This is a genomic window from Flavobacterium sp. LC2016-13 (genome assembly GCF_009707955.1).
Lineage (GTDB): Bacteria > Bacteroidota > Bacteroidia > Flavobacteriales > Flavobacteriaceae > Flavobacterium.
In genome coordinates this window covers 389,333-403,311 of the sequence record NZ_WMDQ01000002.1, presented here as the reverse complement: position 1 = coordinate 403,311, position 13,979 = coordinate 389,333, and the positions used below count along the sequence as shown (strand labels likewise).

At 33.3% G+C, this 13,979-nt stretch carries 11 protein-coding genes; 5 read left to right on the top strand and 6 right to left on the bottom strand.

Annotated elements, in window-relative coordinates:
• Positions 1 to 113: 113 nt before the first annotated feature.
• On the top strand, positions 114 to 2,222 hold the full coding sequence (recG, locus tag GKZ86_RS05535) for an ATP-dependent DNA helicase RecG (RefSeq protein ID WP_154782109.1): 2,109 nt from the start codon (positions 114 to 116) through the stop codon (positions 2,220 to 2,222).
• 335 nt (positions 2,223 to 2,557) lie between these two features.
• On the opposite strand, the gene GKZ86_RS05530 is transcribed toward recG, so the two are convergent.
• Genes GKZ86_RS05530 through GKZ86_RS05515 form a run of 4 tightly spaced genes read right to left on the bottom strand, consistent with a single transcriptional unit; the run spans position 2,558 to position 5,085 of the window.
• Positions 2,558 to 3,160 (bottom strand): PAS domain-containing protein, encoded by a 603-nt coding sequence (locus GKZ86_RS05530; RefSeq protein WP_154782108.1) that lies wholly within the window; start codon positions 3,158 to 3,160, stop codon positions 2,558 to 2,560.
• Positions 3,161 to 3,210: 50 nt separating this feature from the next.
• Positions 3,211 to 3,555: a hypothetical protein gene (locus GKZ86_RS05525; RefSeq protein ID WP_154782107.1), complete on the bottom strand. Its 345-nt coding sequence runs from the start codon at positions 3,553 to 3,555 to the stop codon at positions 3,211 to 3,213.
• A 45-nt stretch (positions 3,556 to 3,600) separates the two neighbouring features.
• Entirely contained in the window at positions 3,601 to 4,455 is an 855-nt protein-coding gene (locus GKZ86_RS05520) for a hypothetical protein (RefSeq protein ID WP_154782106.1), read from the bottom strand.
• Between the two features lie 30 nt (positions 4,456 to 4,485).
• Positions 4,486 to 5,085, bottom strand: coding sequence for a thioredoxin fold domain-containing protein (locus tag GKZ86_RS05515; protein ID WP_154782105.1), 600 nt, complete (start codon positions 5,083 to 5,085; stop codon positions 4,486 to 4,488).
• Between the two features lie 576 nt (positions 5,086 to 5,661).
• On the opposite strand from GKZ86_RS05515, the gene GKZ86_RS05510 reads away from it, so the two are divergent.
• The 4 genes from GKZ86_RS05510 to GKZ86_RS05495 all read left to right on the top strand — a co-directional run bounded on the left by GKZ86_RS05510 (position 5,662) and on the right by GKZ86_RS05495 (position 12,169).
• Positions 5,662 to 6,723, top strand: a complete 1,062-nt coding sequence (locus GKZ86_RS05510; protein WP_154782104.1) for an efflux RND transporter periplasmic adaptor subunit — start codon at positions 5,662 to 5,664, stop codon at positions 6,721 to 6,723.
• 80 nt (positions 6,724 to 6,803) lie between these two features.
• Positions 6,804 to 9,899, top strand: coding sequence for an efflux RND transporter permease subunit (locus GKZ86_RS05505; RefSeq protein ID WP_154782103.1), 3,096 nt, complete (start codon positions 6,804 to 6,806; stop codon positions 9,897 to 9,899).
• 68 nt (positions 9,900 to 9,967) lie between these two features.
• Positions 9,968 to 11,278 carry a TolC family protein gene (locus GKZ86_RS05500; RefSeq protein ID WP_154782102.1) on the top strand — a complete coding sequence of 437 codons (1,311 nt, stop codon included), beginning with the start codon at positions 9,968 to 9,970 and terminating at the stop codon, positions 11,276 to 11,278.
• A gap of 27 nt (positions 11,279 to 11,305) precedes the next feature.
• Entirely contained in the window at positions 11,306 to 12,169 is an 864-nt protein-coding gene (locus GKZ86_RS05495; RefSeq protein ID WP_154782101.1) for a bestrophin family protein, read from the top strand.
• 195 nt (positions 12,170 to 12,364) lie between these two features.
• On the opposite strand, the gene hisIE is transcribed toward GKZ86_RS05495, so the two are convergent.
• Entirely contained in the window at positions 12,365 to 12,961 is a 597-nt protein-coding gene (gene hisIE, locus GKZ86_RS05490; RefSeq protein WP_154782100.1) for a bifunctional phosphoribosyl-AMP cyclohydrolase/phosphoribosyl-ATP diphosphatase HisIE, read from the bottom strand.
• A 180-nt stretch (positions 12,962 to 13,141) separates the two neighbouring features.
• Positions 13,142 to 13,897 carry an imidazole glycerol phosphate synthase subunit HisF gene (gene hisF / locus GKZ86_RS05485; protein WP_154782099.1) on the bottom strand — a complete coding sequence of 252 codons (756 nt, stop codon included), beginning with the start codon at positions 13,895 to 13,897 and terminating at the stop codon, positions 13,142 to 13,144.
• Positions 13,898 to 13,979: the final 82 nt, after the last annotated feature.

Below are 13,979 nucleotides of genomic sequence, written 5' to 3'. Positions count from 1 at the left end.
CTTCGCTATCTCAAAGAAAATAGAATAAAGAGTAAAGAATATAGACTAAATCTTTGTTCTATTTTTCTTTATTCTGAAATCTGAAATCAACAATCTAAACTCTAAAATAATTAATGTCTAATAATCTCCTGGATACCCCAATTGAATACCTAAAAGGTGTTGGTCCCAGTCGTGGCCAATTGCTTCGTAAGGAATTGGGAATTCATAAATACGGAGATTTAATTAATTTTTTTCCGAACCGATATATTGACAGAACACGTTATTACAAAATAAACGAACTTCAAAATACAGGATCTGAAGTTCAGATTATTGGAAAAATTATCAACATCAAAACGGTTGAATTTGCTAAAAACAAAAAACGTTTGGTGGCCACTTTCGTGGATGATACAGGGCAAATTGACCTGAATTGGTTTCAGGGACATAAATGGATTCGAGAGAGTTTAAAGCTCAATGAAGTTTGTGTAATATTCGGAAAATGTTCACTTTACGGAAGTCAGTTTAGTATGGCACATCCGGAAATCGAGTTGTTGACAGAACATGAAAAAAGCCTTCGTTCAGCGATGCAGCCTGTTTATCCTTCAACGGAAACATTAACGAATCGTGGAATTTCAAATCGTACAATAAACAAATTAATGCAGCAATTGTTTATTGAAACGCAGAATTTATTTTCTGAAACTTTTCCTTCTTATTTAGTCGAAGAATTAAAGTTGATTTCTAAAAAAGCGGCTTTATTCAATATACATTTTCCTAAAAGTACCGATGCTTTGGCGAAAGCACAATTCCGATTAAAATTTGAAGAATTGTTCTTTATTCAGTTGCAGTTGATTACCAAAAATCTGATTCGGAAACATAAAATAAAAGGACATCCGTTTACTAAAGTTGGCGAGTTTTTTAATGAGTTTTACCAAAACCATTTGCCTTTTGAATTGACAAATGCTCAAAAAAGAGTGGTAAAAGAAATTCGTTCAGATATGGGAAGCAATGCCCAAATGAACCGTTTATTGCAAGGAGATGTTGGTTCAGGAAAAACAATTGTAGCTTTTTTAAGTATGCTTTTAGCTATTGATAACGGCTTTCAGGCTTGTTTAATGGCGCCGACTGAAATCCTGGCAAATCAGCATTTTATTGGTTTATCAGAATTAGCGAATACCTTAAATATCAACATTAAAATATTAACGGGTTCAACCAAAATAGCCGCCCGAAGGATCATTCACGAAGAGCTTGAAAACGGAACTTTACATATTTTAATAGGAACTCATGCTTTACTTGAAGACAAAGTAAAATTTAAGAATTTAGGTTTAGCCGTAATTGACGAACAACATCGTTTTGGAGTAGAACAACGCTCTAAATTGTGGAAGAAAAACGAAATTCCGCCACACGTTTTAGTGATGACCGCTACGCCTATTCCGAGAACTTTGGCTATGAGTTTGTATGGCGATTTGGATATTTCTGTAATTGATGAATTACCGCCGGGAAGAAAACCAATTCAAACCGTGCATCGTTTTGATAGTAATCGTTTGAAGGTCTGGAAATTTCTGCGCGACGAAATCGCTAAAGGAAGACAAATTTATATAGTTTATCCGTTAATTCAGGAATCTGAAAAAATGGATTTTAAAGATTTGATGGATGGTTACGAAAGTATTTCACGTGATTTTCCGTTGCCTCAATATTCGATTTCGATTTTGCACGGAAAAATGAAACCTGCAGATAAAGATGCTGAAATGAAACGTTTCTCTGAAGGTAAAACTAACATTATGGTGGCAACAACTGTTATTGAAGTTGGTGTAAATGTACCCAACGCCAGTGTTATGATTATTGAAAGTGCCGAACGTTTTGGTTTATCTCAATTGCACCAATTACGTGGCCGTGTTGGTCGTGGCGCTGAACAAAGTTATTGTATTTTGATGACAAGCCATAAATTAAGTGCTGACAGTAAAACGCGTATGGAAACTATGGTACAGACCAATGATGGTTTTGAAATTGCCGAAGTCGATCTTAAACTTCGTGGTCCTGGTGATTTAATGGGAACACAACAAAGCGGCGTATTAAACCTTCAAATTGCTGATATTGTTCGCGATCGCGATATTTTGACTTTGGCCAGAAATTATGCCATGAAAATCCTGAAAGAAGATGCTCCATTACAAAAACCGGAACATGCGGTCTTAAAAGCTGTTTTTATTGAATTGACAAAGAAAAAAAGTATTTGGAATTATATAAGTTAGGTTCTGAGGGACAAAGGTTCTGAGGGACAAAGGTTTCTTTTAAGTTGTTAAGTCTCTAAGCTACTATGGTTCTGAGGTTTTGTCTCGGGGTTTTAATTCCAGATTTTTAATTTCAAAAAAAACTATATACTTCAAAGTTTAAAAATATTCAATTACCGTTAAGGTAAAGTTGATTTAGATTTGTTGGGGTGCAAATTTTAAGTTGAATATTTTAGTTATAAATGAAGCATATAGTTATATTTCCACTCTTTATTCTTTATTCTTTATTCTTTATTCTTTATTCTTTATTCTTTATTCTTTATTCTTTATTCTTTATTCTTTATTCTACTCTATTTTCACTTTTTAGTATTGTTTTTCTTTTCGAAGAAACCGTTAAAAAAACCTTTACTTACTTTGTTTTTATCATCTTTTCCTGTTGCCACAAGATGATCCACATATTCCATATAGGTTTTCTTTCGTTCTTCTAAAAAACCAACCAAATAATCTTCTGAAGCCCCTATTCCGCTAACTTCCTCAATGTGAAGTAGTTTTTTATACAGAGGTTCAATAAATTTTACAATAATGTCTTCAGGAACAGATTTTCTGGTTCCAAAATACCCTACAATTTCCCCATCTGTATCGGCTATAATTTTAAAATCGGTGATTACCCAATAATATCGGCCTGTTTTAGACATGTTTTTGATAATTGCATGAATATTTTCGTTCGATTTAATACTGTCCCATAAAAACTTAAAAATTACTTTTGGCATATCCGGATGACGAATAACGTTGTGCGGCTGTCCGATCAACTCAAATTCATCATAACCGGAAACATCAATAAAAGCTTCATTGGCATATAAAATCGTTCCTTTTGTGTCTGTTTTGCTGAGTAATACCTTAGTTTTAATCCAATCAACTTCTCTGTCAGATGGGTTCGGGCGGGTAATTCTGGTATCCATAAATCTTGTATTTTAAATTAATGATGTAATTACATTTCTAAAGTATTATGCTAATGAAGTTCTTTTTCTAAAATCGCTAATAAGTCTTTTATTTTCTTGAAAACCGCTTCTAATTCATCTTCTAACCAATCAGGTAAAGTATTGTCATTTACTGATTTTAGATGGTGAATATCGTTGGCGATCTGAATGAGTTTTTTGTATTGAAAATCTAAATTTTTAGCGTTGGGATTATCCTTGTTATCATTAAAAATTTCAGTAACCACTTTTCCAAATTCGGTTTGTGATTCGATTCTTTCAAAGGAATCCAGCGCGGCGTTATTTTTCAGAAAAACATCAAAAGACCTTCTTAAAATAATCAGCTTGGTGTTTGCTGATTCAAAATCATGTTTAGACATAAAATGAGATTAAGTTTATAATTGATTTTGGTATAACATCAGCTTTTAGCTTTTGCTATTTGTCGATTTTACGTGAATATCATTCACTAAATCATCAATTTTTTTGGCACTTTCTCTCATCATTTCCAGATAACTCAGTAGTTTGTCATTATCGGTATGTCCTTTAGAAACATCAATTAATTTTAAAACAGAACTTACAGGCAATTTTAAATCTAAAGTAGTTCTGTGTACAAAATCATTATACTCTTTAGTAGCAGACTGTGAACTGTATTTAGCCGATGCTAATTTGATGTTTTCTAATTCATATTCATCAGATATTTTAGAAATATGGTTTTGGCTGTGTTCTTTAAAATAATACGCCCAGTAGCCGTTCATAAAAAATACTACAGCCGCTAATACAACGTGAATAAGTAAAGTTTCGATATCAAAATTTACTTGTGAAAAATAAATTTGTAATCCTTTTGGATCCTGATAAAGAAAGTTTTGCAAATACGCCAAACCTGCATGATGCACAACCACCAAAAGCGTTAGTGGAATTTGCAATTTCCAGTTTTGGTAAATAATCAGGATTGTACTTGCTATAAATACCGTGAAATGCATTTCGAATAAACCATGCATCTGATAAATATACTGCGCCATAAAAATCGCCAGTACAACTGACAAAACATACTGGTAGAAATTTGATTTTTTAAGTAAAATTTTAGCCGAGTAATACATTAACAAATTTAAAGTACCAACTCCTACTCCAATCTCGAAAGTATCGTATTTAAAAGAAAGTCCGATCCCGAGAAGAAAATAAGCGGCAAGAACATAGTTAATAATAGTGTCCGATTTTTGCGTCATTGTCGACATAAAACTGTGCAGATAGTCCTGCTCATTTAAACTGGCTTTTGTTTTCATAATGTTTGTAATTTAGGTTAAGGGTTAGATTTATTTAGTACATTTTGGTAACGAACATCCATAAGCTCTAAGAGCTAAAGCATCAAATAAGGGGGGCTGGTTTTGTTTAAGCAAAGAATCTATTGCCATTTGTGCATAATTACTATCGGCATTGGTGCAATATCTTGTTTTATTGTAGTTTCCGCGGTAATATAATTTTTGAGAAGCGTCAATAAGTACCGCTTGCGGAGTAGAAAAAACACCACATTTTTTTGCCATTGCGTCATCAAAATACACCGGAATACTGGCGCCAAACTTTTTCTGGATTTCTTCTATAGTAAAATCCTTGTGTTTATTGAGAACAACAATTTTAAAATTGATTTTGTCGCCGTATTTTTTAATTAAATCGCTTACGTGAGGAATATTGAAGCGTGAACACGGACAATCCGGATTAAAAAAATGTATAAAAATTGGTTTGTTGTGCGTTGACCAGCATTTGCCTAAATCAATTCTGCTGCCCATAGCAACATTATGATAATTGGCCGGAACCGGCGTAGGTAAGGAGAATTTTAATTCATTTTGCCAAAATAAAAATGAGATGGCGCAAAACAATAATGTGATCCATAAACCAACGAGTATTTTTTTTCTCATAAATAGGTAGTTTTTGATATAAAACTGAATCAATATTAAACACTTGTTAATTTATTAATTCAAGCAAGGCACATATTTAACTTAAAATAAAATAAAAACTTACATAATTCAACACTTAACCGCCGAAAACATTAATATTCTCACAAAAAAACTACCATTTTGTTTAAGCTTATCAATGTTACGAATAAAATCGATAAAGTGCAAAGAAAATCGGACAAAATCAGAAAAAAAATATTAATTTTTAACTCACTCCTTGTATTTACTGGGCGCAAAAGAAAAAAATATTCTCAATTAGTTTTTTCTTTTACAATTAATAACAAACTGATTTTAATATCAATACCAAAAAATTACTGCAGGGATTGAAAATTAATTTCAAAAAAAACTAAATCACATTAAACCTTTCATCGAAAAGCGTGTCTAATTGCAAAAAGTTTTGCAAAAAAGCCTATTAAACAGTTGTTTGAAATTATCGTGATCCAAGTGTTAAATAAAAGCTAACGCCTTTTGGTTTCGATACAAAAAGTTAAATTTGTGAGCTACTAAACATATCCAAAAAAATACATTTACCTCAATTTTATGAAAGTAAAAAACCTTATTTACGCCCTTATAATTATAGTACTCGGAGGGTTCATCGCTTACAGAGTTGTATCTAACAAAAGTAAAAACGACGAATCTAAAAAATCTGGCGATAAAGACAAACCAACAACTGTTACAGGAATAGTAGTTAAAACTACAACTTTTGATAATAATTTATCATTATCAGGTTCTATTGAAGCAAATGAGCAAATAGAAATTCACAGTGAAGTTTCGGGAATTGTAGAAGGTATTTATTTTACTGAAGGAACGTATGTAAATAAAGGTCAGGTACTTTTTAAAGTAAATGATATTGAATTAAAAGCACAACTAAGACAAGCCGTTACCAAAGAAGGTTTGGCTGGAGAAAACGAAAGAAGAGCCAAATTACTTTTGCAAAAAGAAGCCATTAGTCAGGAAGAATTTGATGTTGCCAATGCTGATTATGCTTCGATGAAAGCGCAAAGCCAATTGATAAGAGCCCAAATTGCAAAAACAGCTGTAAAAGCTCCATTTTCAGGAAAAATTGGTTTACGTTCTATTTCACCGGGAACTTATATTACGCCAACTGTTGTAGTAGCAAAACTGGTAAATACCGGAAAATTAAAAATAACATTTTCTATTCCTGAAAAATATGCTGCAGAAGTAAAATCAGGTTCTATAATCGATTTTTCTGTTTCTGGATCAGATAAAATTTACACTGCAAAAATTTACGCTATTGAACCGGAAATTGAGGTTGCAACCCGTACCTTAAAAATTCGCGCCATTGCAGATAACATCGACGGAAAACTTTTTCCGGGAACGTTTGCAGATGTAAAATTGCCATTAAACATTATTAAAGATGCTATCGTAGTTCCTACAGAAGCGATTGTTCCTGTGCAAGACGGTAAAAAAGTATATGTTACAAATATGGGCAAAGCCAAAGAAATTATGGTAGATGCTACAACAAGAACAGATTCTTCTATTTTGATTTTATCAGGATTAAAAGCCGGAGACACCTTGATTACAAGTGGCGTAATGTCATTAAAAAACGAAGCCCCGATAAAAGTTAAAGTAAAGAAATAAGTCTTAAAGTCGAAAGTCTTAAAGTCAAAAGTTTGAAAAATCTAAAATCTGAACTCTAAAGTCAGCAATCTAAAATCATAATGAGTTTATCAACTACAAGTATAAGAAGACCCGTTTTAACCATTGTACTGAATCTTTTGATTATTTTATTCGGTTTCATTGGTTATACCTTTTTGGGTGTTCGAGAATTCCCTTCTATCGATCCGGCGCAGGTTTCTATCAGAACAAGCTACACCGGAGCCAATTCTGATATTATAGAATCACAAATTACTGAACCTCTTGAAAAAGCCGTAAATGCTATTGACGGAATCCGAAATATTACGTCATCAAGTAATCAGGGAAGCAGTAATATTACCATAGAATTTAACTTAGACAAAAATCTTGAAGAAGCTGCGAATGATGTTCGTGATAAAGTTTCGCAAGCCGTGAGAAGTTTACCGCAGGATATTGATGCGCCGCCGGTTGTTTCTAAAGCTGATGCTGATAGTGAAGCTATTATCTCGATGACAGTTCAGAGTGACAGCAGAAACTCTTTAGAATTAAGTGATTATGCAGAGAATGTAATTTCACAACGTTTAGAGACAATTCCCGGAGTAAGCAGCGTGCAAATTTGGGGACAAAAACGTTATGCAATGCGTTTGTGGATTGATCCTGTAAAATTAACGGCCTACGGCTGTACGGTCGCTGAAGTCCGAGATGCATTAAACGCACAAAATGTTGAATTGCCTTCAGGAAAGTTAACCGGAAATAATACAGAGTTAACCGTAAAAACAATCGGAAATTTATCTAAACCGGAAGAATTCAATAATATTATCATTCGTACCGATGGAGATAAAATTGTTCGCTTAAGTGATGTTGGAGGTGCAGAATTAGGACCTGAAAATTTAGAAACAAAATTAAGCCAGTCAGGACTTCCGTTAATTGGTTTGGCAATTGTACCAATGCCTGGTGCCAATTACTTAGATATTTCGAAAGAATTTTATAAAAAATATGAGGCTTTAAAGAAAGATCTTCCAAAAGATATCAAATTAAACATTGCACTGGATAATACCATTTTCGTAAAAAAATCAGTACTTGAAGTTGCTGAAACTTTAGGAATTTCTATCATTCTGGTAATTATCATTATCTATTTATTCTTTAGGGATTGGGCAATTGCTTTCAGGCCTTTAATTGATATTCCGGTTTCATTAATTGCTACTTTCTTCATTATGTGGCTTTTTGGATTCTCTATCAATGTATTGACTTTATTAGCAATTGTTTTGGCAACCGGTTTGGTTGTAGATGACGGAATTGTGGTAACAGAAAATATCTTCAAAAAGGTAGAAGAAGGAATGTCGCCAATTGAAGCGGCCATAAAAGGTTCAAATGAAATTTTCTATGCTGTAATTTCTATTTCGGTAACACTTGCAGCGGTATTTTTACCTGTAATTTTCTTAGAAGGTTTCGTTGGCCGACTCTTTCGGGAATTTGGTGTTGTAATTGGAGCCGCGGTATTAATTTCTGCCTTTGTATCATTGACTTTAACGCCAATGTTGAATGCTTATTTAATGAAAGGCGGAGAACAGAAAAAATCTAAATTCTATGTAAAAACAGAACCTTTTTTCGAAAAATTGAATAGTGGTTATGCGGAATCTTTACAACGTTTTATTGATAAAAAATGGATTAGTTTTCCAATTCTGATTGTTTGTTTTGGATTGATTTATTTGTTTTTTACCATACTTCCAAAAGAAACTGCTCCTTATGATGATCGTAGTTCTGTAACCATGAGAATGACAACTCCTGAAGGTTCTTCGTATGAATATACAGATCGTTTCATGCAGGAAATCTCGAAACTAATTGACGATTCTATTCCGGATAAAAAAGTAAGTTTGGTGATTACTTCTCCCGGATTTAGCTCTAATTCTGTAAACTCAGGGTTAGTGAGACTTACTTTGAAAGATGTTGAAGATCGAAAAACATCCCAAAAAGATATTGCTGATAAATTAACAAAATGGACTAAAAAATATCCGAGTGCCAAAACTTCTGTAACGCAACAACCTACAATTGCCGTAAACAGACGTGGCGGACTTCCTATTCAATATATTATTCAGGCACCTACTTTTGAAAAACTGAGAGAAAAAATTCCTGTTTTTATGGATGAAGTTGGAAAAAGTGATGTTTTTTCGACTACAGATGTGAACCTGAAATTTAATAAACCTGAAATCAATGTAAGTATCGATCGTGCAAAAGCAGAAAGTTTAGGAATATCGATCATGGATATTGCTCAGACACTGCAACTTTCGTTAAGCGGACAACGTTTTGGATATTTCATTAAAAACGGAAAACAATATCAGGTTATTGGTCAATTTGATCAAAAAGACCGTTCGAAGCCTTTGGATTTAACTTCTATATTTGTGAAAAGCAAAAGCGGACAACTTATTCAAATGGATAACGTTGTAAAAGTCGAAGAACAAAGTAATCCGCCGCAATTGTATCATAATAACAGATATATGTCTGCAACTGTTGCTGCAGGTTTGGCACCGGGAAAAAGTATCAGTGATGGTATTGAAGAAATGGACAGAATTAAGGCAAAAGTTTTAGATCAAAGCTTTACAACAGATTTAAGTGGAGAATCGCGAGATTTTGTTGAAAGTAGTTCTAATACTTCATTCGCTTTTGGATTAGCATTATTATTAATCTTCTTGATTCTGGCCGCTCAGTTTGAAAGTTTTATCGATCCGTTTATTATCATTTTAACTGTACCAATGGCAGTTGCGGGAGCTTTATTCTCTTTATGGTTATTCAATCAAACATGGAATATTTTTAGCCAGATTGGTACCGTAATGCTTATTGGTTTGGTAACCAAAAATGGTATTTTGATTGTTGAATTCGCGAATCAGTTACGAGAACAGGGAAAACCAAAATTAGAAGCCATTTTAGAAGCTTCAGAAGCGCGTTTACGTCCAATTTTAATGACGAGTTTAGCCATTGCTTTAGGAGCTTTACCAATTGCAATGTCACTTGGAGCTGCGTCTACGAGTAGAATCGGAATGGGAGTTGTAATTGTTGGAGGAACTATTTTCTCATTAGCATTAACACTTTTTGTAATTCCGGCAATTTATTTAATGTGGTCTAAAGCCAGAAAACATTATCCGGAATTTGATCATATCGAAGAATACGAGAGAGAAAGTAAATAATTTATTAGCCTGGAATTCACGAATTAATTCAATAAAATTCGTGAATTTTTGGCAAAAGAAATCAAAATATGAATACTACAATTTTGTTCCGCAGTTTACTAATATGCTTCTTTTGCATTACTAAAATAAATGCACAGGAAGTTCTGAATATTGAAGATGCTATGAAAATAGCACTTGAAAATAATTTTGAAATTAGGATTGCCAAAAATAATACCCTAATCAGCGAAACTAATGTTACTATTGGAAATGCCGGAATGCTGCCAATTGCAACGGCTTCGGTAACAGACAATAATAGCATTCAGAATTCATCTCAAACACGTCAGGACGGTACTTCGACATCATTGAACAATGCTAAAAATAACTCCTTAAATTACGGGGTTAATCTTGGCTGGACGGTTTTTGACGGAATGAAAATGTTTGCCAAATTAGATCAGTTAAAAGAACTTCAAAAATTAGGCGATTCTGAATTAAAGAGAACTGTTCTGGTAAAAATTGGTCAGGTAAATTCTTCTTATTATGATTTAGTGCAACAGCAACACCAATTGGCAGCTTTAGACACTACAATTGTAATTTCTAAACAAAGATTAACACTGGCTCAGAATCGTTTCAGTATCGGAAAAGCTTCAAAATTAGAGGTTTTAAACGCTCAGGTTGATTTAAATTCAGATCAGGTTGCTTTGTTAAGACAAAAAGAATCTTATGCGAATGCCAAAATTTTACTGAATCAATATTTAGCACGTGATCCAAAAATCGATTTTAAAGTAACTGATTTAGTTACTGTAGATAATACTTTAGTTTTGGCTAATTTGATAGATTTAGCACAAAAACAAAATCCGGCATTAGAATCTCAAATCATCAATAAACGTATCGCAGAATTGCAGCTTAAACAGGTTAGAGCAAATCGTTATCCAATCGTAACTTTAAATTCAGGATATAATTTTGCCGAAAGCCAATCTAGTTTAGGATTTACAAGTCAGTCTTCTGCAAGAGGTTTAACGTATGGTTTTACAGCTTCAGTAAATGTATTTGATGGTTTTAACCAGCATCGAAACGAGAAAGTAGCCAAACTTCAAATTGAAAACTCTCAAATTGCAATCGAACAACAAAATATGATTTTGAACACGCAATTGAGTACTGCTTTTCAAACGTATTTAACGAATCTTGAATTGATTGATCTGGAAGAAGATAACGAAGCAATTGCAAAACAAAATCTTCAAATTACGTTGGATAAATTCAGAATTGGAACGATCACAACTATTGATTTCAGAACGGCTCAGCTTAATTATGTAAACGCAAAAGTGCGTTACAGTAATGCTCAATATGAGGCAAAATTATCTGAAATTGCATTGAAAGAATTAGCAGGAAATATTAATTTTTAATTTAAATTTGTTTCAAAACAAACTTAAATGATTTCATACAATACCAAAGACTGGTTCTCTTTTATCTTTCATTTTCATAAATCAGACACCGTTAGAAAATTATTTCCAATCATGCTGGCTATCGGAATTTATGCTGCAGCAGTAGGTTATCTGGAAGTTGAATATTTTAAAATTGGAAAAAACGATTATATTCATAATATTCCAATTATGCACGGAATGTTAGGTTTTGTAATTTCATTATTGCTTGTTTTCAGAACCAATACTGCCTACGACCGCTGGTGGGAAGGCCGTAAATTATGGGGCGGACTTGTAAATAATAGCCGAAACCTTGCTATTAAACTTTCGGCAATGCTGAAAGATGAAAATGACAGAAAGTTTTTTAGAAAATTCATTCCGCTATATGCAGATATTCTGCATAAACATTTAAAAGATGCTGACATTAGCAAACAGCTTTTTGAAGATGTAGATCTGGAAATTGACCATCATAAACACAAACCTAATCAGGTAAAAAGAATGATGTTTCATAAGATTAATGATCTTTACGAAACAAAAAAAATCACTGGAGATCAACTTCGAATTTTAAACGAGGAATTACAATCGTTTACAGATATTTGCGGTGCTTGCGAGAGAATAAAAAACACACCTATTCCCTATTCTTACAGTGCTTTCATCAAAAAATTTATATTTTTCTATACAATGACTTTGCCATTTGGATATTCTGTGAGTTTAGGATATTTAGTAGCGCCTGTAGTTGTTTTTATTTTTTATGTATTGGCAAGTTTAGAACTTATTGCCGAAGAAATAGAAGATCCGTTTGGTGATGATGAAAACGATTTACCAACCAAAAAAATCTCAGAAAATATCAAAAAACATGTTGAAGAATTGATTTGATAATTATTTAGAAAATCAAATTTTATAAATTATTTTATTTCGAACAAAGAGAAATCACATAACGGAATTGCAGTACGTTGCTCTCTGGATGTGATTTCTTCTTCGTCGAAATGACACAAAGTATCGATTAACTAATAAACGTTTAAACGATTAACCAAATAAACACTTAAACAATTAAACGATTAACCAAAAAAACTACTTCTGGCGTTTCTTCAAAACTTCTACAACATCATTCAGTTTAAAACCTTTTGCCTGCAATAAAATCAGGTAATGAAATAATAAATCAGCACTTTCGCTCAGGAATAGATCATCGTTATTATCTTTTGCTTCAATAACTACTTCGACAGCTTCTTCACCTACTTTTTGAGCAATTTTATTGATTCCTTTTTCGAATAAAGATGCTACATAACTTTTCTCAGAATCAGCATTTTCCCTACGAGTTGCAATTGTTTTTTCTAAGTCAGAAATGAAACCGTAATTTTCCTTATTTTCTTCCTGCCAACAAGTATCTGCACCTGTGTGACAAGTTGGCCCTACTGGTTTTGCCTGAATTAAAAGTGTATCGCCATCACAATCATTTTTAATATTGACAAGATTCAAAAAGTTGCCACTCTCCTCGCCCTTTGTCCAAAGTCTTTGTTTTGAACGGCTAAAAAAAGTTACTTTTTGAGTTTCGATTGTTTTTTGAAGCGATTCTTCGTTCATATAACCCAGCATCAAAACATTTTTTGTTTCAGAATCCTGAATAATAGCAGGAATTAATCCGTGTGCACTTTTTATATCTATGTTCATATTTCTTTTAATCTAAAGTTGTAAAGCCGAAAGTCTTAAAGTTAAAACTAAATTCGAACTTCTATTATTATTTTATTGTTTAGATTTTAATCTATTGTCTTATATCTTGCTTCTTGCCTCTATTTCTAAAGTCTTGTTATTTTAGATTAACTCTTTTGTCTTTCTTCTTTGTTCTATTTTCTAGATTCTAACTTCAATACCATTATCCCTAAGTTCTTCCTTCAAAGTTTTGATTTCTATTTCTTTAAAGTGAAAAACGCTTGCGGCCAAAGCTGCATCAGCTTTTCCGACTTTGAATGAATCTACAAAATGCTGTATATTTCCTGCGCCGCCAGAAGCGATTATCGGAATATTGATTAATTCAGACAATTTAGCTAAAGCTTCGTTCGCAAAACCATTTTTAGTTCCGTCATTATCCATTGATGTGAATAAAATTTCGCCGGCGCCGCGTTCTGCAACTTCAACAGCCCAATCGAATAAATTGAGTTCTGTTGGTACTTTTCCGCCAACCAAATGCACAATCCATTGTCCGTCAATTTGTTTGGCATCGATAGCAACCACAACGCATTGACTTCCAAATTTCTGAGCTAAATCATTGATCAATTGCGGATTTTTTACTGCCGATGAATTAATAGATACTTTATCAGCTCCATTATTCAACAGAATTTCAACATCTTCGACAGATGAAATTCCACCGCCAACGGTAAACGGAATATTGATTTTTCCCGCAACGCTTCGTACCATATTAACCAACGTTTTACGTCGTTCTTCGGTTGCTGAAATATCCAGAAAAACCAATTCATCAGCACCTTCAGCAGAATAAATTTCTGCCAGTTCAACCGGATCGCCCGCATCGCGCAAGTCAACAAAATTAACGCCTTTTACGGTTCTTCCGTTTTTTATATCCAAACAAGGAATGATTCTTTTTGCTAACATTTTTTTTATTTGTTTCACAGAGATTCACTAAGTCTCACAGAGATACGCGAAAATTTGTGAATCTTTGCGCTTCTTAGAGTGT

Coding starts and splice junctions, on each gene's coding strand:
- GKZ86_RS05520 (WP_154782106.1), bottom strand. CDS start 4,455: ATGAAAACAAAAGCCAGTTTAAATGAGCAGGACTATCTGCACAGTTTT.
- GKZ86_RS05515 (WP_154782105.1), bottom strand. CDS start 5,085: ATGAGAAAAAAAATACTCGTTGGTTTATGGATCACATTATTGTTTTGC.
- hisF (WP_154782099.1), bottom strand. CDS start 13,897: ATGTTAGCAAAAAGAATCATTCCTTGTTTGGATATAAAAAACGGAAGA.
- recG (WP_154782109.1), top strand. CDS start 114: ATGTCTAATAATCTCCTGGATACCCCAATTGAATACCTAAAAGGTGTT.
- GKZ86_RS05500 (WP_154782102.1), top strand. CDS start 9,968: ATGAATACTACAATTTTGTTCCGCAGTTTACTAATATGCTTCTTTTGC.
- GKZ86_RS05525 (WP_154782107.1), bottom strand. CDS start 3,555: ATGTCTAAACATGATTTTGAATCAGCAAACACCAAGCTGATTATTTTA.
- GKZ86_RS05510 (WP_154782104.1), top strand. CDS start 5,662: ATGAAAGTAAAAAACCTTATTTACGCCCTTATAATTATAGTACTCGGA.
- hisIE (WP_154782100.1), bottom strand. CDS start 12,961: ATGAACATAGATATAAAAAGTGCACACGGATTAATTCCTGCTATTATT.
- GKZ86_RS05495 (WP_154782101.1), top strand. CDS start 11,306: ATGATTTCATACAATACCAAAGACTGGTTCTCTTTTATCTTTCATTTT.
- GKZ86_RS05505 (WP_154782103.1), top strand. CDS start 6,804: ATGAGTTTATCAACTACAAGTATAAGAAGACCCGTTTTAACCATTGTA.
- GKZ86_RS05530 (WP_154782108.1), bottom strand. CDS start 3,160: ATGGATACCAGAATTACCCGCCCGAACCCATCTGACAGAGAAGTTGAT.